This is a genomic window from Streptomyces sp. LBL, from assembly GCF_029893585.1.
Classification (GTDB): Bacteria; Actinomycetota; Actinomycetes; order Streptomycetales; family Streptomycetaceae; genus Streptomyces.
In genome coordinates, this window is sequence record NZ_JARXYX010000001.1 from 129,679 (window position 1) to 156,343 (window position 26,665).

At 70.7% G+C, this 26,665-nt stretch carries 20 protein-coding genes and 2 pseudogenes; 9 read left to right on the top strand and 13 right to left on the bottom strand.

Going from position 1 to position 26,665, the window contains the following annotated elements:
• Positions 1-214 precede the first annotated feature (214 nt).
• The 6 genes and pseudogenes from M2271_RS00605 to M2271_RS00630 all read left to right on the top strand — a co-directional run bounded on the left by M2271_RS00605 (position 215) and on the right by M2271_RS00630 (position 7,145).
• On the top strand, positions 215-2,434 hold the full coding sequence (locus M2271_RS00605) for an MMPL family transporter (protein ID WP_280885034.1): 2,220 nt from the start codon (positions 215-217) through the stop codon (positions 2,432-2,434).
• A 151-nt stretch (positions 2,435-2,585) separates the two neighbouring features.
• Positions 2,586-3,824, top strand: coding sequence for a histidine kinase (locus M2271_RS00610; protein WP_280885035.1), 1,239 nt, complete (start codon positions 2,586-2,588; stop codon positions 3,822-3,824).
• Positions 3,821-4,495, top strand: coding sequence for a response regulator transcription factor (locus M2271_RS00615; RefSeq protein ID WP_280885036.1), 675 nt, complete (start codon positions 3,821-3,823; stop codon positions 4,493-4,495). Before M2271_RS00610 ends, M2271_RS00615 begins: the two co-directional genes overlap by 4 nt.
• Before the next feature lie 200 nt (positions 4,496-4,695).
• The gene (locus M2271_RS00620; protein ID WP_280885343.1) at positions 4,696-4,821 is read left to right on the top strand and encodes a hypothetical protein; all 126 of its coding nucleotides are present in this window, start codon (positions 4,696-4,698) and stop codon (positions 4,819-4,821) included.
• A 3-nt stretch (positions 4,822-4,824) separates the two neighbouring features.
• Positions 4,825-4,922 (top strand): annotated as a pseudogene (locus tag M2271_RS00625) (toxin Doc); the annotation flags it as partial.
• 546 nt (positions 4,923-5,468) lie between these two features.
• Positions 5,469-7,145 carry an RICIN domain-containing protein gene (locus M2271_RS00630; protein ID WP_280885037.1) on the top strand — a complete coding sequence of 559 codons (1,677 nt, stop codon included), beginning with the start codon at positions 5,469-5,471 and terminating at the stop codon, positions 7,143-7,145.
• A 103-nt stretch (positions 7,146-7,248) separates the two neighbouring features.
• On the opposite strand, the pseudogene M2271_RS00635 reads toward M2271_RS00630, so the two are convergent.
• The 6 genes and pseudogenes from M2271_RS00635 to M2271_RS00660 form a co-directional block, all read right to left on the bottom strand.
• Positions 7,249-7,437: pseudogene (locus M2271_RS00635) on the bottom strand (alpha-hydroxy-acid oxidizing protein); the annotation flags it as partial.
• Between the two features lie 25 nt (positions 7,438-7,462).
• The gene (locus M2271_RS00640; RefSeq protein WP_280885038.1) at positions 7,463-8,014 is read right to left on the bottom strand and encodes a hypothetical protein; all 552 of its coding nucleotides are present in this window, start codon (positions 8,012-8,014) and stop codon (positions 7,463-7,465) included.
• Between the two features lie 123 nt (positions 8,015-8,137).
• Positions 8,138-8,335 carry a CDGSH iron-sulfur domain-containing protein gene (locus M2271_RS00645; protein ID WP_030675076.1) on the bottom strand — a complete coding sequence of 66 codons (198 nt, stop codon included), beginning with the start codon at positions 8,333-8,335 and terminating at the stop codon, positions 8,138-8,140.
• Positions 8,316-8,978 (bottom strand): HemK2/MTQ2 family protein methyltransferase, encoded by a 663-nt coding sequence (locus M2271_RS00650; protein ID WP_280885039.1) that lies wholly within the window; start codon positions 8,976-8,978, stop codon positions 8,316-8,318. The genes M2271_RS00645 and M2271_RS00650 overlap by 20 nt, the downstream gene beginning before the upstream one ends.
• Before the next feature lie 23 nt (positions 8,979-9,001).
• Entirely contained in the window at positions 9,002-10,015 is a 1,014-nt protein-coding gene (locus M2271_RS00655) for an iron-containing redox enzyme family protein (protein ID WP_280885040.1), read from the bottom strand.
• A gap of 236 nt (positions 10,016-10,251) precedes the next feature.
• Positions 10,252-11,055, bottom strand: coding sequence for a hypothetical protein (locus M2271_RS00660; protein WP_280885041.1), 804 nt, complete (start codon positions 11,053-11,055; stop codon positions 10,252-10,254).
• 242 nt (positions 11,056-11,297) lie between these two features.
• On the opposite strand from M2271_RS00660, the gene M2271_RS00665 reads away from it, so the two are divergent.
• Positions 11,298-11,447, top strand: coding sequence for a hypothetical protein (locus M2271_RS00665; protein ID WP_280885042.1), 150 nt, complete (start codon positions 11,298-11,300; stop codon positions 11,445-11,447).
• A gap of 107 nt (positions 11,448-11,554) precedes the next feature.
• The gene (locus tag M2271_RS00670; RefSeq protein WP_280885043.1) at positions 11,555-12,145 is read left to right on the top strand and encodes an isochorismatase family protein; all 591 of its coding nucleotides are present in this window, start codon (positions 11,555-11,557) and stop codon (positions 12,143-12,145) included.
• Between the two features lie 184 nt (positions 12,146-12,329).
• Here the strand turns inward: M2271_RS00670 and M2271_RS00675 are convergent, their stop codons facing one another.
• The 6 genes from M2271_RS00675 to M2271_RS00700 all read right to left on the bottom strand — a co-directional run bounded on the left by M2271_RS00675 (position 12,330) and on the right by M2271_RS00700 (position 21,395).
• A complete protein-coding gene (locus M2271_RS00675; RefSeq protein WP_280885044.1) occupies positions 12,330-13,337 on the bottom strand; it encodes a Ppx/GppA family phosphatase in 1,008 nt (335 codons plus the stop codon).
• A gap of 182 nt (positions 13,338-13,519) precedes the next feature.
• A complete protein-coding gene (locus M2271_RS00680; protein WP_280885045.1) occupies positions 13,520-15,022 on the bottom strand; it encodes an MFS transporter in 1,503 nt (500 codons plus the stop codon).
• A 217-nt stretch (positions 15,023-15,239) separates the two neighbouring features.
• Positions 15,240-18,056: an NHLP bacteriocin export ABC transporter permease/ATPase subunit gene (locus M2271_RS00685; RefSeq protein ID WP_280885046.1), complete on the bottom strand. Its 2,817-nt coding sequence runs from the start codon at positions 18,054-18,056 to the stop codon at positions 15,240-15,242.
• A gap of 1 nt (position 18,057) precedes the next feature.
• Positions 18,058-20,280 (bottom strand): NHLP family bacteriocin export ABC transporter peptidase/permease/ATPase subunit, encoded by a 2,223-nt coding sequence (locus M2271_RS00690; RefSeq protein ID WP_280885047.1) that lies wholly within the window; start codon positions 20,278-20,280, stop codon positions 18,058-18,060.
• Positions 20,277-21,083: an HlyD family efflux transporter periplasmic adaptor subunit gene (locus tag M2271_RS00695; protein ID WP_280885048.1), complete on the bottom strand. Its 807-nt coding sequence runs from the start codon at positions 21,081-21,083 to the stop codon at positions 20,277-20,279. The genes M2271_RS00690 and M2271_RS00695 overlap by 4 nt, the downstream gene beginning before the upstream one ends.
• Before the next feature lie 96 nt (positions 21,084-21,179).
• Positions 21,180-21,395 carry a type A2 lantipeptide gene (locus M2271_RS00700; RefSeq protein ID WP_280885049.1) on the bottom strand — a complete coding sequence of 72 codons (216 nt, stop codon included), beginning with the start codon at positions 21,393-21,395 and terminating at the stop codon, positions 21,180-21,182.
• 1,110 nt (positions 21,396-22,505) lie between these two features.
• Here M2271_RS00700 and M2271_RS00705 point away from each other — a divergent pair.
• A complete protein-coding gene (locus M2271_RS00705) occupies positions 22,506-23,939 on the top strand; it encodes a S1 family peptidase (RefSeq protein ID WP_280885050.1) in 1,434 nt (477 codons plus the stop codon).
• 402 nt (positions 23,940-24,341) lie between these two features.
• Here the strand turns inward: M2271_RS00705 and M2271_RS00710 are convergent, their stop codons facing one another.
• Positions 24,342-26,504 carry a SpoIIE family protein phosphatase gene (locus M2271_RS00710; RefSeq protein WP_280885051.1) on the bottom strand — a complete coding sequence of 721 codons (2,163 nt, stop codon included), beginning with the start codon at positions 26,502-26,504 and terminating at the stop codon, positions 24,342-24,344.
• Between the last annotated feature and the right edge of the window lie 161 nt (positions 26,505-26,665).

Below are 26,665 nucleotides of genomic sequence, written 5' to 3' on the forward strand. Positions count from 1 at the left end.
TAGCCGTAGGTGTGTGTGAGGGGACGACGACGTGCGGGCCGGTTTCCGGGACGGTTGGTGGTGCGTGGGAAGGGCTGCGGGTCGCGAGCAGGCGGCTCGGGCAGGTCGTGGGGACGACTTTCCGCGCCGTGATGCGTGGCGGCAAGCCGACAGTCGGTCGGCGCTGCCGCGCATCGCCTCTGCATCGCGTTGGTCGTTTCGTTGGGAGATTGTCGTGTCCTCTATTGCCCGGTGGTGCCATGCACGCCGGCTCGCGGTTGTTCTGCTGTGGTTGGGGCTGATCGTCGGCCTCGGTGCCGGGGCCATGAGCGCCGGTGCCGCGTACACCAACAGCACCAACATGCCGAACACCGAGTCCAGCACCGCGCTCAACCTGATGAGCATGGGCTCCTCCGGGGCATCCGGCGACAGCGGCACGATCGTCTGGCAGACCGTCGACGATGCCGCCAGTGTCACCGCCTCGTCGGTCGAGCAGTCGATGGACAAGGTCCTCGCCGAGATCGCCGAGGCGCCGGGTGTGGCGTCGGTGACCAGCCCGTACATCCAGCAGGGTGCCGCGCAGATCAGCGAGGACGGGCACACCGCGTACGCGACGGTGGTGTTCGACAAAAGCGGCGCCGACCTTCCCAAGGACCAGGTCGAGCACGTCGAGGAGCTGGCCTCCGAGGCCCGCACGAGCTCGCTGGACGTGGAGTTCGGCGGGACGGCGTTCGGGACCGGTGTATCGGTCTCCGAGCTGAGCGAGATCATCGGGATCGGGGCGGCGCTCGTGGTGCTGCTGCTGATGTTCCGCTCGGTGTGGGCGGCGGCGCTGCCGATCCTGACCGGTGTCGCCGGTGTGGGCACGGCCCTGTTCGCGACGATCCTGTTCAGCCACGTCGTCACGCTGCCGGACACGACGCCGACCATGGGCGCGCTGATCGGCCTGGGTGTGGGTATCGACTACGCCCTGTTCATCGTGCACCGCCACCGGCGGGGCTTGATGGCGGGCATGAGCGTGGCCGAGGCGTCGGCGAAGGCGCTGAACACCTCGGGGCGGGCGGTCGTCTTCGCCGGCCTGACCGTGGTCGTCGCCCTGCTCGGCATGCTCACGCTCGGCGTCGGCATCCTCAGCGGGATGGCGCTGGGCGCGGCCATGACCGTGGTCCTCACCGTCCTGGCGGCCGTCACGCTGCTGCCCGCGATCCTGGGCCTACTCGGTCACCGGGTGCTCGGGCGGCGTCAGCGCCGCGAGGTGGCGGTGGGCCGGTTCACCGTGCCGGGCGAGCCGACGGGCCGCTGGGCCCGCTGGTCGAGCCTGGTCCAACGTCGTCCGAAGGTGATGGTCGCGGTCTCGATCATGGTGATGGCGGCCATGGCGCTCCCTGCCCTGTCGATCCGGCTCGGCTCGGCGGACGCCGGGAACAACCCGACGTCCTCCAGCAGCCGCCAGGCGTACGACATGCTCGCCGACGGTTTCGGCCCCGGCTTCAACGGTCCGCTCGTGCTGGCCGCCGAGGCCCCCGACGCGCAGGCGCAGGCCCATCTCACGGATCTGGCCGACGACTTGAAGACGGTCGACGGGGTAGCCTCGGTCACCGCGGTGCCTATGCAGCAGGGCCAGGACGTCGGGGTGGTCACGGTCCTGCCGGACAGTTCCCCGCAGTCCGAGCAGACCACCGACCTCATCGACCATCTGCGTGACGACGTGATCCCGGCCGCCGAGCAGGGCAGCGACCTGCAGGTCTACGTCGGCGGTGTGACCGCGAGCAACGCGGACTTCGCGTCCACGCTGACCAGCAAGATCCCGTTGTTCCTCGGCTTGATCGTGATCCTTGGGTTCGTCCTTCTGACGCTGGCCTTCCGCAGCCTGCTGATCCCCGCGATCGGCGCGGTGATGAACCTGCTGACGATGGGAGCGGCGTTCGGCGCGATCGTGCTGGTCTTCCAGCACGGCTTCGGTTCGTCCCTCCTCGGCGCGGGATCGGCGGGGCCGATCGAGGCCGTGGTGCCGGTGCTCATCGTGGGCGTGATGTTCGGCTTGTCCATGGACTACCAGGTGTTCCTGGTCAGCCGGATGCACGAGGAGTTCTCCCACACCAAGGACAACCGGCGCTCGGTACGCGTCGGGCAGGCCGACACCGCTCTGGTCATCGCGGTGGCCGCCACCATCATGTTCTGCGTGTTCGCGGCCTTCGCGGGCGGCGGGATGCGCTTGATCGCCGAGTTCGGCGTGGGCCTGGCCGTCGCGGTCCTGCTGGACGCGTTCGTGGTGCGCATGATGTTGGTGCCGGCCCTGATGCACCTGAGTGGCAAGGCGACCTGGTGGCTGCCCCGCTGGCTGGACCGCTGCATGCCGCACTTCTCGGTGGAGGGCGACAGCAGCAGTGACCACGCCGACCCGCCGGCGGCTCAGGCCATGCTGGAGAAGGAAGACGCCGGTGTGACGCGGTAGCACCTGACCGCGGCACGACCTTCTGACGAACCCGCGGTGCGCTGGAGAGCACGGCACGCTCCCGGCGCATCGCCGACGTCTGCGATGCGCACCGCACCGCATCTCATCACGCCGTTCGCGGCCCATCGTCGACCCGGGAGAGACTGCTGACATGCGGCGTTTCGGATGGCTCCACCACCCCACCGACCTTGACGCGAGCCGCGCCGAGGCGCCGTCGACCGCACGACGGCAGGACATGGCGCTCGCGGTGCTGATCGTCGTCATGCAGGTGATCGCGGCCTCGCTGGTGGACAGGACATGGCAGGTCCCGCACCCGGTTCGGGTCGTACTGATCCTCCTCAGCGCGATCGTCCTGTTGGGGCGACGCCGGCAGCCGCTGCTCGTGGCCGTGCTCACGGTCATCGTCGACAGCGCCATGCCGATTCTTCCGCCCCACCAGTCGTGGCTGCCGATGGCCAGCCTGGTCGCGCTGTACACGCTGGCCACCCACCGCGAACGCCGCCTGTCCTGGAGCGCCGGTGCCGGTGCCGGGCTGTGGCTGACCCTGGCCTCGGTGCTGGCGAGGCCCGGTGAGATCCTGGGCGCTCTGGTCTACTTCGACTATGCGATCGTCGCTGTCGCGGTCGGTGACTCGGTCCGCAACCGGCGTGCCTACCTCGCTCAGGCCCAGGAGCGCGCCGTGCAAGCCGAACGCACCCGCGAGGAGGAGGCCCAGCGCCGGGTTCGAGAGGAACGGATCCGGATCGCCCGGGAACTCCACGACGTGGTCGCCCACCACATCACTCTGGTCAACGCCCAGGCAGGCGTCGCCCGGCACCTCATGCGCAGCCATCCCGACAAGGCGTACGAGGCGCTGAGCCACATCACCGAGACCAGCGCCGCGGCCCTGGACGAACTGCGATCCACGGTCTCCTTGCTGCGTCGCGAGGGCGACCCGCCTCCGACCTTGCAGCCGGCTCCCACCTTCGACCAGCTGAACTACCTCCTCGACAGTTTCCGCCACAGCGGCCTCGACGTCCGATTCCAACGGGATGGAGAAGCACGCCCGTTGGCCGCATCGGCCGACCTCGCCGCGTACCGGATCGTCCAGGAGAGCCTGACGAATGCACAGAAGCATGGCAGCAGGCCCACCGCCGACGTCCAACTCACCTACACCGACCAGACGTTGTGGATCAGCGTCATCAACCCGGCCCGCCAGGGACAGCGCGGCGGGGGGACGGGACACGGACTCATCGGCATGCGCGAGCGCGCGGATGCCGCTCACGGCACGCTCACTACGGCCCTGCCCGCCGACGGGACCTTCCGGGTCAACGCGACCCTGCCCCTGCAACCCGCGAAGAACGACGAGCCCGGGAGCAACGACGTACCCGCAAAGGACGACCAGCTGTGACCCTGCGCATCCTCCTAGCCGATGACCAGGCGCTCCTGCGCGGAACCTTCCGGCTCCTGATCGACGCCGACGAGGACTTGGAAGTCGTCGGCGAAGCCGGCACCGGCCGTGAGGCGGTCGAACTCGCTCGCAGCGAGCGCGTGGACGTCATCGTGATGGACATCCGCATGCCTGAGATGGACGGCCTGGAGGCCACCCGCATCATTGGTGCGGACGAGGACCTAGCCGGAGTGAAGATCCTCATCCTGACCACCTTCGAGGAGGACGAGTTCGTGGCCCAGGCCCTGCACGCCGGAGCCACCGGCTTCCTCGGCAAGGGCATCGACCCTGCCGAACTGCTCAAGGCCATCCGGATCGTCGCGGCCGGCGAGGCCCTCCTCTCACCGGCCGCCACCAAGGCCCTCATCTCCCGCTACCTCACCCAGCCGACCGTCGCCGCCCCCGAACGCCTGCCCACGCGGCTGGCCGCTCTGACTCCGAGGGAACGCGAGGTCATGGCCCTGGTCGCCACCGGACTGACCAACGACGAGATCGCCGAGCACCTCTTCATCACCCCGTTCACCGTCAAGACCCACGCCAACCGGGCCATGGCCAAACTCGGCGCCCGTGACCGCGCCCAACTCGTCGTCATCGCCTACCAGACCGGCATCGCCAGCATCGGCCCCTCATAGCCGCCCCGACCACAAGGCCGCCCAGTCCAACCGCGTGCTCGAGAAGTCACCGTGAGGGGTGCTCTCCATCCAGTCTCCGATCAAGCGTGTTCGACCGACCAAGGCTGAGGCCCCGCCGGGACCGGGACGTGAACCTCTGGGGAACGCAAGATCACGCGCTCCGGAAGGTCAACGGTCAGCCATATCAAATCGGTGGTGAGGTGCGGCCAGAAGCCTTCCGCCGTTTCTTCGCCGCGCACGCCGACGAGTTCGCGGCCGCGGACGAGTTCGCGGACGCCTTCCCCGACGACGAACCACGCATCCGGGGCGAGGGGCGGGGCGCCTGACCGATGGCTCCCGTTGCCCACATCGACGTGCCCTGGCTGCTCCGGCGTCACGATAGGCCCTGCCCCACCAGCCCACCGTCAACGACTTCTCCGCGCTGGTTGGCCGCCGTCGCCCGGGGGGAGACCTGATCCCCTCCTGACAGACCTGATCACCTCGGGGAGAGACCCGCGAACCTGTCCTCGGGGCCGCCGACCGAGGGCGGGAGGAACAGGGTCGGCGGCCATCGTCGCGCAGAAGAGCCGCCTTCCTGCGCGGGGCCTCCGAGGAAGGCCGACCCCAGTGCACTACGCGGGGCCCCGTGGCGGGAGCGTGCGTGGCGCTCCGGCACGTGCGTGTGTTTCACACGGGGCGCTTGCCGTGCCGAAAATCCGTACGGGTCAGATGAGTTGTCGCCGTATCCGACTTTCTTTCCATGACGGGGAGGTTGCTCAAGTGCCTTGTTGGCCATGAGTGACCTGTGCAAGGGTGAACCATCGGTGTGGGGGGTAAGGGCCGGACCGTATTCGTCCCGCGGGGAACCGAGGCGGATGGCCGGTGGTGAATTCCTGCTCCCCGCGCCCGCGCCCCAAGGTGCCGCCCGCTTCGGGCCCCTTTTCGGCGACCAGAACTTCTGTGTCCCCCTTGCGCGTGGGAAGGAATCCGCTCAATGCCCACCCCCCACCCCCACCCCCCTCGCCCTCCTTATCCTCCGCCCGGCGCGGCTCCCGGAGAATCCGACGAGAGCCTCGGTGCCGCACTCGGCGGCCGCGCGGACCGGGAGGTCACCCCCGCCGTGGCCCTGCTGATGGCCCGGCACTGGACGCCCGTCCACGCATACGCGGTGATCTGCCTCGCCGCCCCGGACACCGCCTCCACGGTCACCGCAGCCACCTTCCACCAGGTCCTCGACCGTCTGACCCTCGGCGAGCCGGCGGTGGCGCTGCGCCCCCGACTGCTGCTGGCCGTGCGGGACACGGTTCGTCAGTGGGCTCAGGAGGACCGGATATCCGGTGTACTGCCGGATCTCGGAAAACCCGAGGGCGGCCGCGGTATGCGCGCGGCCCAGTCCATGACACCGGAAAATCGCCGGCTCGCCGAGCGGTCATTCCATGCGCTTCCGGGCCTTTCCCGGTGTTTGCTGTGGCATGTGGAGGTCGAGGCGGAGCCCCTGTCCGTCCCGGCCGGCCTTCTGGGCATGGACATTCACACCGCGTCGGCGGCACTCGAACAGGCGCGTGAAAAATTCCGAGAAGGGTGTGTACATGCTCATCGGGAACTCGTGCCGACGAAGGATTGCCGCTTCTACAACCGTCTCCTGGATGGTCCGATTCGACGCGGCGGAGTCCTCCTGCCGGATGTTCAGCACCATCTTGCGGAGTGCCGCCACTGCCGTGACGCAGCCGAACAGCTGGGCCATTTCGAGGGCGGGCTGGGGGTCCTGATCGCCGAGGCGGTGCTCGGCTGGGGCGCCCACCGCTACCTCGACACCCGCCCCGGCCGCGATCGCCCTGAAGCGCGCGGGCTCGACTCGGCCCGGCCCGGCGGCGGCGACTCGGCCCGGCACGGCGGCCGTCGACGCCGTCGGCTGCCGGGAATCCGCGGTGTCCCGGGCACACCGGGTGGTGCCGCTCCCCACCGCCGGATCCCCGGCGGTCTGCGCTCCTCACGGACGCTGCTCACCGGTGTGGGTCTCGCCTCCGCCGGACTGCTCGCGACGGTGCTCGTCGTCAGCCTGTGGTCGGGCGACGACGGCGTCGACCCGGCGGCCTCCACCAGTGCGAACGGCGGCCTCGGCGCGGCACCGGGCACCGGCTCCCCGTCCCCGCCGACGGCGTCCTCCGGCACCGCCCGACTCCCCGCAGCGCCGGGCCGGACCAGACTGCGGGACGCCGACGCCGACCTGTGCCTCGACATCAAGGGCGAGGCGAAGAAGGGGGCCGGGACACAGTTGGCGGCGTGCTCGTCCGCGCCGACCCAGCAGTGGTCGTACGAGAACGACGGGCTGCTGCGCAGCGTGGCCGACCCCGATCTGTGTCTGGACTCGCACATGGACGCCGGGGTGGTGATCCTCGGCACCTGCGCCGCCGAGAAGGCCAAGCGGGGTGACGACGTGCGCTACGACCTCACGGTGCGGGGCGAGTTACTGCCCCGCTGGGACGGACAGCTGGCACTCACCTCCACCACCGACGACGCGGGCGCCGACGTCGTGGCCAGGGTCCGCGACGGCTCCCCCGAGCAGCGGTGGCTGACCGACCCGGCGTCCACGGCGACCCCGGGTTCGCTGTCGGTCACCGGCACGCGGAAGCCGTCGGCGCGGGCCGAGGAACTGTCGGACCGGATCTAGGCGTACCGACGGGACGGGGTCCTGGTGGTGCCGACGGGACGGGGTCCTGGTGGTGCCGACGGGCAGGATCCGGGTGGGCCGACGGGGCAGGCCCCGGGCGAGGTCAGGAGTCCGTGAGGTCGGCCGGGTTGATCGGGGTCGGGCCGGTGCGGCCGGTCAGGGCGACGGTGAGATCGCACTCGGCGAGCAGGCAGCGGATCACATGGTCCGCGCCCGCCTGCCCGTCGAGATCCAGCCCGTGGACGTACGGCCGTCCGGCCAGGATCGTCCGCGCGCCGAGCGCGAGCGCTTGCCGGGCGGTGAGTGAACGAATCCCGTCATGTCTCGTCCGTCGGCGTGTCCTCCGGTTCGGCGTCGGGTCCCTGAGCCCGCACCCGCTGGACGTGTTCCAGGGAGTCCCGCAGTTCGGCCAGCCAGTCGTCGGTGTGGCGCTGGACCAGGCGTACACACCAGGCGAGCGCGTCACTGCGGCTGCGGGCGACACCGCCGGCGATCAGAGTGTCCAGCACCTGACGCTCCGGCTGCCGCAGTCGGGTCATCACGGGCGCCGCGACCTGAGTGAACAGGGCGCGCTCGCCGTCGCACTCCACGCCCCAGGAGACCTTTCGGCCGAACCGGTGCTCGGCGTCGCGGGCCACCGCGATCCGGGTGTCCCGGGTCCGCTCCCGGAACTCCTGGATCCGGCCCTGGACGGCCGACGTCCGCTCGGTCTCCGACACATCCTCCGCGAGCCGGGGCCCGGGGACACGGCCGATCACGGTGATCTCCTCGCGGTCCACCGCCACCTCGACCAGTTCCTCGAACAGGTCGTCCGGCAGGCGGCCGGCGAACCAGCCGCGCAGCTTCTCTCGTTGCTCTGTTGTAATCATGTAATAACGATTACTCCACTCGTCCGCGAACACAAGGGACTGCGGCGAGATGCGCTCAGGGCTGAAGCGAATGTCCAGGGCCGGTTGCAGGGGTGTGCGGTTCCGCCCCAGGTTCGGTCAGGATCAGGCCCGGTCCCGGTGGCTGGTGTCGCACCAGGGGTAGCGGCGGCTGCGGCGGCAGGTGCACAGGGCCACGCGGAAGCGGTCGGAGGACACCGTGCTGCCGTCCTCCAGTTCCACCTCCACCGGGCCCTCCACCAGCAGCGGCCCCCGGCGCTGCACCGTGATCCTGCGGGGCGGGTCAGACGGGGAGTTCGGCACGGACGACCACCAGCTCTTCCTTCTCGTCGGCAGGGGACAGCAGTCCGCGCTGCCGCAGCCAGTCCGCCCGCCCCCGCACCACCGGACCGAAGGCGATCCGGCTCCGGCGGGTCACGGAGGCCTTCAGCCCGGCCGTGCGCAGATGAACCAGCGTCCGGTCCGGGTCGCTCAGCGCGGAGTGCACCATCAGCAGAACCCCTCCGGGCCTGAGCAGGGGGGACGCCTCCCGGCAGATCCGGTCCACCACGAACCGTCCGTCGCGACCCGCGTCCCAGGCCCGGGCCGGCCCCCGGGGCCGGATGCCCATCGGGGCGGGCACATACGGCGGGTTGGTGAGGATGAGGTCGAAGGACCGGTCCCGTACGGGTGCGAAGAGGTTCCCGCGCCGGATACGGACCGGCACTCCCGCCACCCAGGCGTTGGCGCGCGCGGTGCACACCGCGCGCCAGGACACGTCCACCGCGGTCACCCGGGTGCCGCGGCGGGCGGCCTCGATGGCCAGCGCCCCGCTCCCGGTACCCACGTCGAGGACATCCGCGCCCGGTCGGAGCGGCTCTTCGGCCAGAGCCCCGGCCAGCAGGGCGGTGTCCTCCTGCGGGGCGTAGACACCCGGGAGGACCAGTGGCAGCAGCAGTGGATTCACCTCGTCCGGGTACCCCTGTGCAATCAGGAGATTCCGGAGATTTCGGACGACAGGGGGGTGTGCAGGGACGACCGGCCCGCGTTCCAGTCGGCGAGCAGTCGCGCGGCGAGACGGTCCTCGACATGGCCCGTGGCGTCGATACCGAAGGCGACATCGGGCGCGAGGTGCGGCTCCTCTTCCAGCAGACCGCCGATGACGTCATGGCGTACGACCTGCTCGTGGACCGCGTCGGCCTCGACGTGCTCGTCGTAGAAGAACTCGGCGGCGGGTCCCGCGCCCGTGCGCCGCATCGCCTCGGCCAGTCGGCGGGAACCGGGGGAGGAGGTGATCTCCACCGCCGCGAAGTGACCCACCAGGGCGCCTCGCAGGGCGCGGTGCAGGCCGAAGAGGGACATCAGGTTCACCGTGGCCAGGACCTCGGCCGAGGCGGCGTCCAGGTAGTGGCCGTACGTCGTGTCCAGGCCAAGGTCCGTCATCAGGTCGGCGAACAGGCGGGCGTGGACGCGGTCGGGACGGCCGCCGCCGTACTCGTCGAACTCCACGGCAGCCATCCCCGCCTTGGCCCGGCCCCACAGGCGGGGCAGCACCCAGGCGTGCGGGTCGGCCTCCTTGAGGTGGTAGAGGGAGCGCTGGGCGGCGTACTCGCGCAGCTGCCACAGTTCGCCCTTGTCGCGCAGATGGTGAGAGACGCCCGTGCCGTCGACGGGCTCGACCAGGATCTCGGCGAGCGCGTCCTCGACGCTGTCGTGGACGGGGGTGTCCGCGCGCAGGGCGGACAGATAGCGGTGTTCCAGCGCGGCCCGGGTGCGCAGCAGGTCAGGGTCCCACTCGTGGTCCGCGGGCACACCGGCGAAACCGCGGTAATGCAGCTCGTAGCAGAGGTGGAGGGCGAGCTGGAGATCGTCGCCGTACACGGACGCGTCCGCGATCTCCTCGGGGCACGGCAGCGGCCCGGCGCCCCGCAGATACTCGGCGACGGCTGCCGACACCGGGCCCCGCGCGGTCGGCAGCCGTGGTTCCTGACTCTCGTGTGGCATGTGCGCCGAGTACCCCGAGGGGGCGGGCATGCACCCCGCTGACCCGCTGTGATCACGATCGCATGGGCTTCTGCTCCTGCTCCACCGCCAGGTGGACCTTGGTGGGCAGCCCGCTCCGCGAGCGTCCGAGTCCGCGTCCGTGGTCGGCCGGCTCGCTGACGATGCCGCCGGGCGGCTGGTGGGTCCGACGCGGCCGTTGTCGTTGCGGCTCGCTGACGGCTGACGGCTGACGGCTGTCAGGTGCCGCGGTACGCCTTGTAGTTACGGAAGAGCAGATAGGTGTCGAGGATGTCGGAGGAAGCGCTCTCGACGGAGCGGTAGATGCCCCACTTGGGCCGGACGTAGTCACCCTGGTCGGGGATCTTCACGTTGGACATGCTTCCCTGCACCGCGATGGGCGCGTTGGTGCCGGTGCCGTTGCGGGCCACGAACGCGGCCTTGCCGCTGGAGCCGATGGTGAGCGTCCATTCAATGGTGATCCACTTGTTGCGCAGCGGGGCCAGGTCGGTCGAGGCGATGTCCGGTGACCCGGAGTTGGCGTAGGCCCGCGCACGCAGCGTCTCCCCGCTGCCGCTGCGGCCGAGGTCCAGGGTGACGTACGGGCCCCCGTTGTCGACGGGAGTCTTGGTCTGGAAGATGTGCGTGAACTTGCTCGTGCCGTGCAGCGAGGTCGGCATGAACATCTCGTACGAGATGGTCCAGGTCTCGCCGTTGTGCATCTTCAGCGTCGTACCGCCCTGGACCATGCCCTTGGACTCGGTGCGTTGGCGGTCACCGTCGCCGGTGGTGTCCCGGTCGTCCTTCCAGATGTTGAAGCGGTAATGGTCGCCGCCCTCGACCACGACGTAGTCGCGGTCGGGATGGTTGCCGCCGCGGTCGGCCTCGATGCCTTCGAAGGCCTTGAGGCCCACACCGGACGGGTTGGGGTTCCACAGCAGCTGCGGTGCCTGGATGGCGGCCGAGCTCCGGGTGGCACCGGAGGTGAACTGTCCCAGGATCGACCCGCCCACCACTGCGGTGGCTGCCGATCCCAATAACATCCGACGACTGACACGATGCGGAGCGGTGTGTTCTGCCATGTCCTGTCCCTTGTGAGATGTCAGCTGGGAAACACGCAGATTGCGTGAGGGCGTCTCACACCATGGCCTGGACCAATGGGGTCGTCAAGGGGTCGCACACCTGATTCATCCTATGTATTCGGCCATGTCTCGCACCGAGAGAGCAAGCATTCGCCCTGCGTCTCCTGGCGCCGACCGGCGAGGGATGGATGCGGTCCCAGCCCATGGCGCGGGCAAGCGCCCCGCCTCCGGCGCCGATCGACCCGGAGACCCGGACCGCGGAAACCCGCGTCGGCCGCGTCATCTGCTCGACTCTCGGTCAGGTGCTCGACTCGCGGCTGGCCGCGCTCACCAAGTTCGTCCCGGTCGGGTGAGTGACGGGCGAGTGCTGCCTCTGCTCACCGGCCAAAGGGGCGACCATGCCGGCAGTGGATTTCGTCCAGTGGATTCATGTGGATTCATCCAAGGGAAAGGGTTCTCCGTGGGCCGTGCATTGATCGTCGTCGATGTGCAGAACGACTTCTGCGAGGGCGGCAGTATTCCGGTGAAGGGCGGCGCGGACAGGGCCGTCGCCATCGTCGATCTGATTCGGCGCGCCCAGGTGGGTTACGCGTACGTCGTCGCCACCCGCGACCACCATATCGACCCGGGGGGCCACTTCTCCGAGCACCCGGACTTCCAGAACTCCTTCCCCGTGCACTGCGTGGTCGGCAGCGCGGGAAGCGAGTTCCATCCGAACTTCGCGCCCGCTGTCACCTCGGGGGCCGTCGATGAGGTCTTCTACAAGGGGGCCCACTCCGCCTCGAAGAGCGGTTTCGAGGGCTTCGCCCAGGACGGCACAGCACTGGCCGACTGGCTGCGCGCCCACGACGTCTCGGATCTCGACGTCGTCGGCATCGCCACCGACCACTGCGTGAAGGCCACGGCGCTGGACGGCGTACGAGCGGGCTTCGCGGTACAGGTCCTGCTCGACTACACAGCCGGCGTTGCCGCCGACACCACCAGCACCGCGCTCAGCGAGCTGCGTGAGGCAGGAGTGGCGCTGAGCGGCGAGCCCGTCGTCCTCGCCTGAAACAGCTACCGTCGCGTGAAACAGCTGCCGTCGCCTGAAGCAGTTGCCACCTTCCCCTGTGGGGACCGGCTCTCTGCCTCACCCCGCCGCCTGGCGGCGGGGTGAGCGACGGGAGAGAACCTCTTCGACGCCCCGTGCCTGTCCGCTGCCCCGGCCGAGGCTGTTCTCCCGCGGGTTGTCCGAGTCAGACGGTCGCGGTCGCGATGCGCAGCGGTACCGGTTCCGGGGGAGCTGCCTCCTCGCTGTTGCGGGCCATCTCCGCCCACCAGGAAGCGCCGTCCTCGATGTGCCGCAGCAGCACGCCCTCGCGGATGGCCCATGGGCAGAGCGTGAGCGTCTTGATCCCGGTCAGCTTCATCGCCGTGTGCCCGACCACCGCACCGGCCAGGCTCTGCGCCGCGCGCGGCGCGGAGATGCCGGACAGCAGGGCGCGCTCGGCTGTGGACAGGGCGGCCAGACGTACGACGGCGTCCCGCAGGTCCTCCCGCTGCAACCGGCGTTCCGTGAACGGGCCGTGCCGCCCTGGCGGGGCCCCGCACAGGCGTCCCAGCTGCTGGAAGGTGCGTGACGTGGCCACCGCGGTGTGCGGGCCCTCCCAGCGGATTCGCGCCGTCACGTCCCGCAGTTGGTGGCGGACCTTGCGGCGCAGCGCGCGCACCGACTCCGGGAGCGGCGGATCCTGCCCGTCGAAGAACTCATGGGTCAGCCGGCCCGCTCCGAGCGGCAGCGAGGCGACGAAGTCCGGCATCCGGCCGCGACCGAAGGCCACTTCGAGTGAGCCGCCCCCGATGTCCAGCAGCGCGAGCGGTCCCGACCGCCAGCCCATCCAGCGCCGGGCGCCGAGAAAGGTGAGTTCGGCCTCCACTTCGCCGGGCAGGGTGCACAGGTCGACCCCGGTCCGCGCCCGGACGGTGCGCAGCACCTCCTGACGGTTCGGGGCGCTGCGCACGACAGCGGTCGCGAAGGCCAGTGGGCCCGCCGCACCCCAACGGGTCGCGGTCCGGCTCGCCTCGGCCACCGCGTCCACCAGTCGCTCGACGGCCTCCTCCGGCACCGGGGCCCCGGGCTTCACATCGGCGGACAGACGCAGGCGCCACTTGGCGGTGTGCACCGGCAGCGGTACGCCGCCCTCCGCGTCGGCCACCACGAGTCTGACCGTGTTCGACCCCACGTCCACCACGCTGATTCGCATCACGAACCTGTACCCACTCAGTCGGTGATCCAACGTCCGCCGCCGTGCCGGGGCCGGCTCACGGTCAACGGTTCGGCCCGGCCGTCCGGTTGGGCGCCGGGCGCCGGACGGGAGCACGAAGAGGGGCCGCCGTCTCCCTGCAGACGGCGGCCCCTCGGGCCTGGCGGCTCGGGCGGGTCGGGTCACATATGGACGACCGGTGCCGCGTCCGCGTTCTGCTGCGGCACCCCGGGCCGGTAGAGCAGGAACGCGATGAGCGTGCCGGCGACGAAGAAGCCCGCCGACCACCAGAAGGCGGTGGTGTAGCTCTCGATCGTGGCCTGCGCCTGGACCAGCTTGTCCGTCGGGTCCTTGCCGGCCAGATAGTCCGTCGCGGCGCTCGCGGCCAGCGTGTTCAGCAGGGCCGTACCGATCGAACCGCCGACCTGCTGCATGGCGTTGACCGTGGCGGAGGCGACGCCCGCGTCCCCGGCCTCCACTCCGCCGGTGGCCAGCTGCATGGCGGGCGGCATCACCAGGCCGAGGCCGAGACCGATCACGACCAGCTGCGGCAGCACCGCGGTCGTGTAGTCGGAGGCGACACCGATCCCGGTCAGCCAGGCCATGCCGACCGCGGCGATCGCGAAGCCCAGCGGGATGACCGCCTTGGGCCCGATCCGCGGCACCAGCATGGTCGTGCCGACCTGGGCCGCCACCATCAGCGCGGCCACCATCGGGAGGAACGCCACGCCGGTCTTGGTCGGGCTGAAGCCCAGGTTCAGCTGGAGGTAGTAGGTGAGGAAGAGGAACACGCCGAACATGCCCGCGCCGGAGATGAGCACGGCCGTGAACGAGGCAGCACGGTCGCGGTCCAGGAGGATACGCAGCGGCAGCAGCGGGTGCGCGGCGCGGGTCTGCCACCCGGCGAACGCGGTCAGCAGCACACCGCCGGCGATCAGGAAGCCCCAGGTCGCGGGGGAGGACCAGTCGTGTGTCTCCGCGTTGGAGAAGCCGTAGACCAGGGAGAACAGGCCGACGGCGACCAGCAGGGTGCCCGGCACGTCCAGCTTGGAGTTCGCGGCGTCGCGGTGGTTGGACAGCAGCATCCAGCCGCCCACGAAGGCGACAACGGCGATGACGACGTTCACATAGAGCGTCCAGCGCCAGTCGAAGGCGTCGGTCAGCACGCCGCCCAGCAGCAGACCCACCGCGCCGCCCGCGCCGGCGATGGCGCCGTACACGCTGAACGCCTTGGCGCGCTCACGGGCGTCGGTGAACGTCGTGTTGAGCAGCGACAGCGCGGCGGGTGCGAGCAGCGCGCCGAAGGCACCCTGGAGGGCGCGTGCGGTGACCAGCATCTCGAAGTTGGTCGCGGCGCCGCCGAGCGCCGAGACGGCCGCGAAGCCGACGATGCCGATGAGGAAGGCCGGCTTGCGGCCGAAGAGGTCGGCTATGCGTCCGCCGAGCAGCAGCAGGGAGGCGAAGGCCAGGGCGTACGCGGTGACGATCCACTGCCGGTTGCCGTCGGAGAACCCGAGGTCGGCCTGCGCGGACGGCAGGGCGATGTTCACGATGGTGGCGTCCAGGACCACCATCAGCTGGGCGAGGGCGACGACTGCGAGGATCCACCACTTCTTGGTGGTGGCGGCGTCCGGCGCGGCGACCGCGCTGTCCCTGCCGCTCTCGGCCAGGGTTTTCTGTGGCATCGGGAACCCACTCCAGGGAAGTCGTCACGACGCAATGCGCTCGTAAACGAAACTGTTTCGTACACGTGGAGGTTAAACCACTTTCAGCGAAACGGCAAAGTTTCGCTGAGGGGCGGGTTCAGCACGCGAGTCAGTCAGTCCCTACGGGGTGTGGAAGGTGCCTGGAGCGCGCCTGTACTGCGAGGGACCGCCCTCACGTACTGCGAGGGGCCGGCCCTCAGGTCATCTGGCGTCGCACCAGTTCGTGCAGTCGGCCCCCGGTGTCCGCGAGGAGCTGTGCGGGCGGGCCCTGCTGGCATACCTTGCCGTCCTCCATCACGATCACCCGGTCGGCGTCCATGACCGTCGACAGACGGTGCGCGATGACGATCCGCGTGGCGTTGAGGGCCTTGGTGCTCTCGATGACCGTGTGCTGCGTCTCGTTGTCGAGGGCGCTGGTGGCCTCGTCGAAGAAGAGGATGCGCGGGCGGCGGATCAACGCCTGGGCGATCATCAGGCGCTGGCGCTGCCCGCCGGAGATCGCGCCGCTGCCCGAGACGATCGTGTGCAGCCCCATCGGCATCCGCTGGATGTCCGCGGCGAGCCCTGCCATCTCGGCCGCCGCCATCGCCTCCTCCGGCGTGTACGGCTCGGTGCCGCAGATGACGTCCAGGAGGGAACCGGTGAACGGCTGCGCGTTCTGGAGCACCACCCCGCACTGCCGGCGTACGGCGGACTGGTCGAGCGCGGCCAGGTCCTGACCGTCGTACAGCACACTGCCCGAGACCGGCCGGTCGAAGCCGATCAGCATCCTGAGCAGCGTCGACTTGCCGCAGCCGCTCGGGCCGACGACCGCCACGAACTCGCCCGGCCGCACCTCGAAGGACACGTCGTCCAGGACCAGCGGACCGTCGTCCGAGTAACGGAACGACAGGCGGCGGGCCTCGAGCGCGCCGGTCAGCGGGCCCGGCCGGGTGCTCGCCGTGCGCACCTCGGGTGTGGCGTCCAGGACCGGCTTGATCTCCTCGAACAGCGGCAGCGCGGACACCGCCGAGACGTAGGAGCCGGTGAGCTGGGTGACGGCCGTCAGCAGCATCGTCACCGACGTGTTGAAGGTGAGGAACGCGGCCGCCGACATCGTCCCGCGCGCCGGGCCCGCCAGGAGCATGAACATCAGCAGGGTGCACAGCGGCAGATACACCGCGCCCATCACCGTGGTGAGGTTCTTGATGTGCCCCGCCTTCTGCTGGAGCTCACGACTGCGGGCGAACTCCGAGGCCCAGGCGGCGTAGGCGTAGTTCTCGGCCGCCGCGACCCTGAGCTTCGGCAGGCCGCGCAGGGTCTGGAACGCCTGGTTGTTGAGCTTGTTGCCGAGCACGACCAGCCGCCGCTGCCAGCGCACCTGCCACAGCCCGAGCCCCAGGAAGACCGCGGCGATGACGACGAGCATGCCGATCGCCGCGAACGCCATCGGGACGCTGTACCAGAACAGCAGTCCCAAGTTCATCGCGCCGACGGTCACCGACTGGGCGACCACGGGGCCGATGCCCGCCATCGTCCGCCGGATCGCGCTGATGCCCATGGCCGCGCTGGCCAGCTCGCCCGTGGAGCGCTGAGTGAAGAACTTCGTCGGCAGTCTCAACAGCCGGTCCCACACCGCCGGTTGGAGCGTGGACTCGATCCGGCCCTCCAGCCGGAGCATGGTCAGGTTCTGCAGCAGCAGGAAGACCGCCGCCACCACACTGCTGACCATCACCGCCAGACAGGCCTGCACGATCAGACTGCTCTGCGCCTTCGGCACGAACTCACCGAGCACCTTGCCCGTCGCGATCGGCACCAGAGCCCCGATCGCGACCGTCACCAGACCGCTGATCAGGAGGTTCCGCAGGTCGCCGCCCGTGCCGCGCATGCTGAAGCGGAGCAGCCCGAGCGGCGTGAGCGGCCGGTCGGGCAGCGGGCGGTAGAACATCACCGCGCGCGGCTCGAACTCCTCCGCGTTCGCCTTCTCGATCGGCGTCTCCCGGCCGGTCGCCGGATGGACGGCGACATACCCGCCGCGCCGCCACAGCAGCGCGACCGGCGCCCCGGACAGGGCTCGGTGGCCCACCAGCGGGCCGACGTTGTCGTGCCACCAGCGGCCGTCCAGCCGTACGGTCCTGGTGCGCACCCGGGAGGCGATCGCGATGCGCTCGACCGGGTCCAGGCGGTCGCTCTCGGTGCCGGACTGCGCGGGTTCGGCGAGTGGGATCCCGGCCGCCTGGGCGACCAGCTTGCACGCGGCGTAGCCGGCGTCCGCGTCGGCGGCCGTCGTGCGCCGGGCGGACCGCTTGCCGATCGACGCCAGCAGCGTCCGGTCGGCCTGGGCGCGGACCGCCTCACCGGCCTTGATCCCGGCCGCCGTCCGCGTCTCGTGGGTGCGCTCCAACTGCTCGATCCAGCGGTCCAGCGTGGTCAGCAGGCGGTACTGCTGGTCGACCATGCTCTGCCAGACCGCCGGGTCCATCAAAAGGTCGGCGGCCGCCTCCGCGCCGTACAGCGACCCGTACTGCACGCTGCCCGGTGGGACCTGCATCCAGAAGACGTCGTCGTCGGTGGGGGCCGCGGCCCCCTCGGTGACCATCGGCGCCTGGAAGAGGATGGACAGACTGCGGCCGACGCCCAGCGCGAGGGCGTACTCCAGCGGGCTCGTCGTCGGCGGGACGTACTGGGGGTTGCCGTAATCGTCGTAGGACCAGGTCTGGGTGTGCGCGGGCTGGTACAGCTCGCGCAGCCCGACGCGGTGCACCACGCAGTCCCTGAGCGGCCGTGCCACGAGGGTGTGGTGGGGTCCGGCGACCGGGCCGAGCAGCAGCGAGCCCGCCTCCAGCCGGCCCAGGTGGTGCCAGTGGCCCTGCTGTTCGGCGTCGACAGCGAACAGGTCCAGAGCGCCCGCCGCGACCAGCCACAGCACCTGCGGCCCTTCGAGGTCGAGGCGGGTGAACCCGGCGCAGTCGACGGGCGTGCCCATGGACCCGAGCGCGCCCAGAACGAGGTCTCCCTCGTGTGCGGTCGTCATCTCACCGCTCCCTGACCAGCTGGGCGTACGCGCCATCGCGCGCCACCAGCTCCTCGTGCCGCCCGCGCTCCACGATCGCGCCGTGTTCCAGTACGACGATCTCGTCGCTGTCACGCACGGTGCTGAGCCGGTGCGCGATCACCACACAGGCGCAGCCCCGCTTGCGCAGGTTGTCCATGACCACCAGCTCGGTCTCCGCGTCCAGCGCGCTGGTCACCTCGTCCAGCACCAGGATGCTGGGCCGGCGCACCAACGCCCGTGCGATCTCCAGGCGCTGGCGCTGCCCGCCGGAGAAGTTGCGGCCGTCCTGCTCGACCTTGCTGCGGATGCCGCCGGGCCGTCGCACGATCACGTCGTACAGGGCCGCGTCCCGCAGCGCGTCCACCACCGCGTCGTCCGGGATGGAGGGGTCCCACAGCGCCACGTTGTCGCGGACCGTGCCCTCGAAGAGGAAGACGTCCTGGTCGACGAAGGAGACGGAGGCCGCGAGCGCGCCGCGCGGGATGTCGTCCAGGCGCTGCCCGTCGATGCGGATCACGCCCTCCCAGGGTGCGTACAGGCCCGAGATCAGCCGGGACACCGTCGACTTGCCGCTGCCCGAGCCGCCGACCAGCGCCACCTGCCGGCCCGGGCCGACGGTCAGGTCGAAGCCGGTCAGGAGGGGCTTGTCCAGCGGGTTGTAGCCGAAGGTGATGTTCTCCAGCTCCACATGGCCCTGCAGACGGCGCGTCGACTCGCCGCCACCGGGGCGGTCGTAGAGCGGGTCCGCCTGGAAGTTCTCCACGTCCTTCAGACGGGCCACGTCGGCGGCGAAGTCCTGGATACGGCCCGCGACGCCGTTGAGGCGGGTGATCGGGGCGGTGAAGCGGGTGACCAGTGCCTGGAAGGCGACCAGCAGACCCACCGAGATGCCGCCCTCCACCGCCCGCATCCCGCCGATCCACAGGATCAGCGCGCTGTTCAACGAGGCCAGCGTCGGCGCGACCACACCCAGCCAGGCGCTCGGTGCGCCGAGCCGCTGCTGTTCCTCCAGCGTGGTGGCGTGCTGGCCGGCCCACTTGCGGAAGTAGCCGTCCTCACCGCCGGTCGCCTTCATGGTCTCGATCAACTGCAGGCCGGTGTAGGCGGTGTTGGTGAGCCGGGCGCTGTCGGCGCGCAGTTTCGCGGTACGGGTGGCGCGCAGCTTGATGACGACCCGCATGGCCGCGACGTTCAGCAGCGCCACGCTGATGCCGACGTACGTCAGCTGCGGGTCGTAGGTGTAGAGGAGGACCGCGTACAGGACGACGACCACCGCGTCGACACCCGCCGCCGCGAGGTCGCGGGCCAGGGTCTCGGCCACCTGGTCGTTCGACTGGAGGCGCTGCACCAGGTCGGCCGGGCTGCGCTGGGAGAAGAAGGTGACCGGCAGCCGCAGCAGATGGCGCAGGAAGCGGGCACTGGAGAGGGTGGAGGAGATGATGCGGCCGTGCAGCAGGTTCGCCTGCTGCAACCAGGTCAGCACCAGGGTGAGCAGCACGCTCGCCCCCATCGACGCGAACAGCACGCCGAGCAGGGAGGTCTGACCTCCGATCAGGAACATGTCGATGTAGGTGCGGCTGAGCGCGGGCACGGCAGCCCCGACCAGCACCAGCAGCAGGCTCGCCAGCACCGCCGCCGGCATGGTGCCCGCCGTGCCGCGCAGCCGGGCCGGCATCGCGCCCAGTACACCCGGCTTGCGCCCGCCCCTGCTGAAGCCCTCGCCGGGTTCCATGACCAGGACGACACCGGTGAAGCTGCCGTCGAAGTCCTCCATCGGCACGAAACGGCGGCCCTTGCCCGGGTCGTTGATGTACACGCCCCGGCGCCCGAAACGGCGGCCCATGCCGTCGTAGACGACGTAGTGGTTGAACTCCCAGAACAGGATGGCCGGTGTCTTCACCTCGGCGAGAGCGGCCGTGTCCATCTGCATGCCCTTGGCCGTCAAGCCGTAACTGCGGGCCGCCTTCAGCAGGTTGCTGGCCCGAGAGCCGTCCCGGGAGACACCGCAGGCGATGCGCAGCTCCTCCAGCGGGAGGTGCTTGCCGTAGTGGCCCAGCACCATAGCCAGGGAGGCCGCGCCGCACTCGACCGCCTCCATCTGGAGCACGGTGGGCGTGCGGACGGTCTTCGCCTTACCCGTGGGGACGGGGCGCCCCGGCGGCGCGGCACGGCGTCTGCCGCGGGTGTCCTGTGCGGCGCTCACGGCAGCAGCCAATCGGCGGGATGCTCGTCGGCCAGGCGGATCGCACCCGTGGCCGTCATCATGGAGGCGAGGGAGAACGGCGGCCCGTCGGCGGACGACCACCGGTAACCGCTCTTGGTGCCGGACGACTTGTCCAGCTTCACCAGTACCGCCACCGGCCTGCCGTCCTTGGTGAACTGCTCGCCGAGCTGGCTGTCGCCGAGGAACGCGGCGATCTGCTGCGCCGACTGGGCGGAACGGTCCACCGTCTTCACCCGGCCGCGCAGCACGCCGTACTCCTGCGTGGGCACCGACTGGACGGTCAGGTCCACGGAGGCGTTCGCGGGAATGGTGGCGGCGTTCTCGGCGGGCACGTACACCGTCGCGTACAGGGGATCCGAGGTGCGGGCGACCTTCTCCACGGCGGCGACGTTCGCGCCGGTCTGGATGATCTGCCCGATGGCGGCGGCGAGTCCGGTGATCCGGCCCGCGGCGACCGTGCGGACCACGGTCTCGCCGTCGGCCGTACGGACCTTCAGCACCGGCGCGTTCGCCGGTAGCCGCTCGCCCTGCTCGGCGACGACCTGGGTGACCTGCCCGGCCACGGGGCTCTGCAGGATGTAACTGCCCTGCCCGTGGGTGAGGATCGCCGGAGCGCTGACCGTGGAGGCCACCGAGCCGGTGACCGCCCACACGGACGCCGCCGCCATGACGACCACGGTCACGGACAGCACGAGCCAGCCCTGGGGGCGGGCGAAGCGCACCGGTAGGTCGAGCTCTTCGGGCGACTGGAGCTTGGCGAGAGCCTGTTGGCGGAACTGCACGGGGACTTTCCCTCACCTGTGGGAGAGATCTTTTACGGCATCCGAGAGTCCCGGAACCAGTGAACGGCTCCGGGACTCATCGGTCAAAAGGTGCGGTCAGATACCGGCGACCAGGCCCGTGACCGGGGCGGTGTTCAGGCCGGTGACACCCTCGACGGTGCCGACGGCCGTGTTGAGCAGGCCGGAAACCGGGGCAATGCCGTCCACCAGGCCGGTGACGGTGCCGAGGGCGTTCACGGCCAGGCCGCCGGAGACGTTGTCGAGCTCGGCGTCGGAGATCTCGACGGTCTCAACCTGGGGGGTGGAGTTCATGATGGAACTTCCCTTCAATATGGGTATTCACAAGGGGGAGAGCGGCCCCCTCTGGGGGACAGATGAGCCGCCACGACCGCAGGTGCCGGGCGCCCGTTGCCGAAGAGCCTGGCGGCCCCTGCGGTGCGATGGATCAAAGCACGCGGCACGTCCGCGCTTCCAATCAACCACCCGTCTCACCAGCGCACTTCTGCCTCAGGGGAACCGTTTGGTGCAGGTGTGGGCACGGCTTGGTGGCGAGTTCTTCACGCGGTCCGTCGTATTGGCTCGTACGAGCCCTTGCGGCCCGGAGGGTGAATCCGACACTCCGCGCCAATGGTCGGCAGCCGCCGCGGAGGTGTGCAGAACTTTCGCGGGCGGTGACGCCGGTGGGCAGTCGGTGTGCAGATTCCCTGCAGGGAGGATTCGGCTCACCGATCGCAACGGAACGTTGTAGACCGGTTGCTGACTGTGTTGGACCGGAAAGGTGAAGACAGTGCTCGCGTGGACCGCGATCTGTCCCGCCTCTGGCCGGTCACCGCCGTCCCCGCGGGTTCCGCCCTCAGCCGGTCACCGCCGTCCCGGCGAACGCCGTCCGACGGGCCGGCGTAATGACCACCGCTTCGATCAGGACATCCGCACCGGCCACCGAGCGTGGGAAGGGCATGGGCTGCCCGACCGCTGTCCGCGGCCCGTAGGCAACCCCGACCCGTGGTCAACCCCGGCCGATGACACGGCGATCGCGGTCGCCGTGCCGACCGCGGCCGTCAACGCCTGCGCGGGCAACCCGCCGCCCCTCCTGGGACAACCGGTCCGACCAGAGCAGACGTGGCGTCGCGCGGTCGTCGGCCAACGCCTCGACGGCAGGCCCGGTTCGAGGATCCAGCGGATCCAAGGGGCGAAACGGTCGGCGTTGACCTTGTCGGCTTCGGCGGCGGTCATCGTCATATGGGGGGATCACGTCCGACGTCGGCCGACGGGCGCGCGCCATGGCCGATTCGCAGTTGTGAGCGGGCGCGTGGAAATGGAATTGAACGCCCCGCGCACCCCGTGCGTACTTCCAGCCATCAAGGCGTCCCAACAACTGCCGCACCAGGCAGCAGACTCCGGTCCCTCAGGAGGTCGAGAAGTTTGAGTCACAAGCGAATTCCGAAGCGCAAGGCCGCGATCGCGGTAGGCGGCGTAGTGGCGCTCGGAGCAGCCGCAATTCTGCTCCCCAACGCCAACGCGTCCCAGGACGGTGCTTCGAACGACGCCGCCGCCGCGCCGAAGACTCTGAAGGCCGGCGATGCCTCGGACCTCGCCTCGCAGCTCGCAGGTCTGCTCGGTGATGCCTTCGCCGGTTCCTACTACGAAGCCGACAGCCAGCAGCTCGTCGTCAACGTCATATCGGGCGACAACAACAACGTGATCGTCCAGGCGAAGAAGGCAGGTGCGAAGGTCCGCGAGGTCGACAACAGCCTCACCGAGCTGGAGGCCGGCGCGCAGACCCTGAAGACGAAGGCGACCATCCCGGGCACCTCCTGGGCCGTCGACCCGAAGACGAACAAGCTCCTGGTGACCGCCGACAGCACGGTGACCGGCGCCAAGTGGGACAGACTGGAATCGACGGTCGAGACCCTCGGCTCCGGCATGGCGACCATCAAGAAGTCGGCCGGTACCTTCAAGACCTTCGTCTCCGGCGGCGACGCCATCTTCGGCGGCGGCGCGCGCTGCTCCCTCGGGTTCAACGTCACCGCGGGCGACGGCAGCCCGGCCTTCCTGACGGCCGGTCACTGCGGGGTCGCGGCGGACACGTGGTCGGACGCGGAGGCCGGCCAGCCGATCGCCACCGTCGACCAGGCGACCTTCCCCGGCGACGGCGACTTCGCACTGGTGAAGTATGACGACCCGGCGACCGTGGCCCCGAGCGAGGTCAACGTGGGCGGCGGCCAGACCGTCCAGATCACCGAGGCCGCAGAGGCCACGGTGGGTGGACAGGTCAGCCGGATGGGCAGCACCACTGGTCTGAACGACGGTCAGGTCCTCGGACTCGACGCCACCGTCAACTACCCCGAGGGCACCGTCACCGGGCTCATCCAGACCGACGTCTGTGCCGAGCCCGGCGACAGCGGCGGCTCGCTGTTCACCCAGGAAGGCCAGGCCATCGGCCTGACCTCCGGCGGCAGCGGCGACTGCACGGTGGGCGGCGAGACCTTCTTCCAGCCGGTCACCACGGCCCTGCAGGCGGTCGGCGCGACCCTCGGCGCGGGTGACGCGGCCGGCGGTGCTGCTGACGGTGGTGCTGGTGCGGGTGCGGCCGATGGTGGTGCTGGTGCTGCTGACGGTGGTGCTGGTGCGGGTGCGGCCGATGGTGGTGCGGGTGCGGGTGCTGCTGACGGTGGTGCTGGTGCCGGTGCGGGTGAAGAGGCTGGTGCCGGCCAGGAGGCTGGTGCGGGCGGCGAGGCCGGTGCCGGTCAGGAAGCCGGTGCGGGCCAGGAAGCCGGTACCGGTGAAGAGCCCGGCGCGGGCCAGGAGACAGGCACGGGCGTCGAGGACGGCGCGGGCCTGACCGAGACCCACTGATCCGGCCCTCCGAGGCGGTCCGGCCACGAGACCGGACCGCTCACCCTGCGGGCCGGGCCACGCGTCCGAGCCGCCCACCCGGTGGGCCGAACCGGATCGCCGACCACATCGACGGCGATCCGGGCCGGGGACCTGATCACCTGGCCTCGGTTCGGTCTCGTCTGATCACCCGGTGACGTCCGGGCCCACGGGTCCGGCCGCTGTCGAGAGCGGCTCGCCCCCACTGGGCCGCTCTCCACAGCACAAGCACAGACCCCCCGGCCTCAACCGAGGTTCAGGCCGGTGGTGGATCGGTCCGGCCCTCCGGCGGGAGGGTCGGACCGATCTGTTTGCGGTGCGGACACCATCGGGCACGCCGACGCCCGGGCGGGGCGCAAGCCGGTCCACGAGCCGGCGTGAGGATCACCGCGGGGGCGGCCTTTCCCGAACCCTGAGCAGCAGCAACGCCACGTCGTCGATCCGTTCCCGCGTGGTCGCGCTGTGACGGACGACGTCGTCGGCCAGTTCGTCGAGGGGGCGGTCGCCGCTCTCGGCCAGGCAGCGGCCGAGGTCGGCGAGGGCGTCCTCGATGTCGACGCCGGGCGACTCGATCAGCCCGTCGGTGTAGAGGACGAGGACGGATCCGGGAGCGAGGTCGACCTCCGCCGTGGGATAGGTGGCCGCGCTGTCGATGCCCAGGAGGGGCCCGCCCGCGAGGTCGAGCACGCGCACCCGGCCGTCGGGTCGCCGCAGCAGCGGCGGCGGATGACCTGCCCGGGCCATCACGGCCCGCCCGCGCTCCCGGTCGAGCCGCAGATACAGGCAGCTGGCGAACAGATCCGAGCCGAGGTCGATCAGCAGCCGGTTGGTACTGCGCATGACCTCCTCGGGCGCCTGCCCGACCGTGGTGTAGGCGCGTACGGCGGTACGGATCTGTCCCATCAGCCCCGCCGCGGTCACGTTGTGGCCCTGCACGTCCCCGATCACGGCCGCCGCGAGCCCCTGCGTGGGCACCAGGTCGTAGAAGTCGCCGCCGATCTCCATGCCCTGCGTGGCAGGCAGATAGCGGGCGGCCGCCTCGATGCCGGGCAGCGCCGGCAGCGAGTGCGGTAGCAGAGCCTCCTGCAGACCGTGTGCCAGCCGGTGCTTGGCGTCGTAGAGCATCGCCCGCTCCAGAGCCTGGGAGATCAGCCCGCCCAGGCTGGTCAGCACCGCCCGCTCGTCCGCGGGGAAGGGATGCGGCTTGTCGTACGCCAGCACGCAGGTGCCCACCGGGCGGCCGGAGGCGATCAGCGGCAGGTACGCCCAGGCCGCGAACCCGTCGGGGGTCGCGTGCCACTCCGGGTACAACCGCTCCAACTGCTCCCGGGACTCGAAGAACCCGGGCACCCCGCTGGTCAGGACCTGCGTGCCAGGCGTCCGCTCGGCCAGCGGCAGCCCGTCGAAGCACTCCACGACGTGCGGGTCCTCGTACCCGCGGTGCCCCAGAACGTGCAGCCGGCCGGCCCCGGAGCCGAGAATCGCCAGGGCCTGGCTGCCCACGGCCGGCGCGATCTCGTCGGCGACCAGTTGCACCACGTCCTGCACGCCCGCGGCCTCGGCGAGCGCACCGGCCAGGCTCAGCACCTGCGAGATCGTGACCAACCGGGGCGCGGTGTCACCGGGCCCGGGCCGGGAACCCATCTCCGCCACGGACCGGGCCCGGCTGACCCGCACACTCAGCCCGGTCGTACTCGGATACAGACGGAACGACAGCCACTCGCCGGGCGGCCGCATCGCCACGAACGACGTGGTGTGCTGGCTGATCAGCGCCGCCCGGTAACGGTCCTCGTACCCCGGGTCGTTGAGCCACGGCGCCGCCGCCCACAGTGTGCAGCCGAGCAGATCCGCGGACGGGACGCCGATCAGCTCGGTGGCGGCCGGGTTGGCGAAGGTGATCCGCCCCTCCAGATCGAGCGAGCAGAGCCCGTACGGCAGCCTCGCCGCCATCCGCGCCGCCTCCACCGTGCCGAGCGTGTCGGCCGCGCCGGCCAGCGCGGGCGCGGCGAGCAGATCGGACTCGGTGTGCAGCGGGACGCTCTCCTGGACGGCACGCTCCAGCCGTACCGCCAGCCGGTCACAGGCCGCGGTCAGATGGTCCCGCTCCCGGTCGGACAGCTCCGGCGGATGCGCGCCGGGCCAGGTGACGAAGACCGCGCCGTACACGGTGGACTCGGTGGCGACGGGCACCGCGGCCAGCGCGTAGGGGTACGGCAGCACGACCGCGATCCGCGGGTAGTGCGCCGCCATCTCCTGCTCACCGGGGACCCACACCAGCCGCCGTTCGCGCACCGCGTCGGCCACCGGGATCGGCGCGCTCAGCCCCACCCGCTCCCAGGGCACCGCGAACGCGCGGGGCAGCCCCGCCATCACGGCCATCTCCAGGACCGGGCCGTCGGCCGCCAGCAGGTAGACCCCGCCGGAGTGGGCGTGGACATCGTCCATCATCGAGGCCAGCGCCAAGGACAGCAGAGGCCGGCCGACGCGCGTCCTGGCGGTCACCGGCGGCGGCTCGGCGGAGGTCTGGCCGTCGGACACGCCGACCACCTCCTCGTACGGCCGCGCGACGGGTCTCCTGGAACAAATCTCCCCCTTGGCGGGCCGTGGCGCACGGCGAAGGACGCCCGAGAGGACCGACGCGCGCACACGGACCCCCGGCTCACGGTGAGGGCGGCGGCCGAGTACCCCGCTGCCCCCGGTCCACGCCC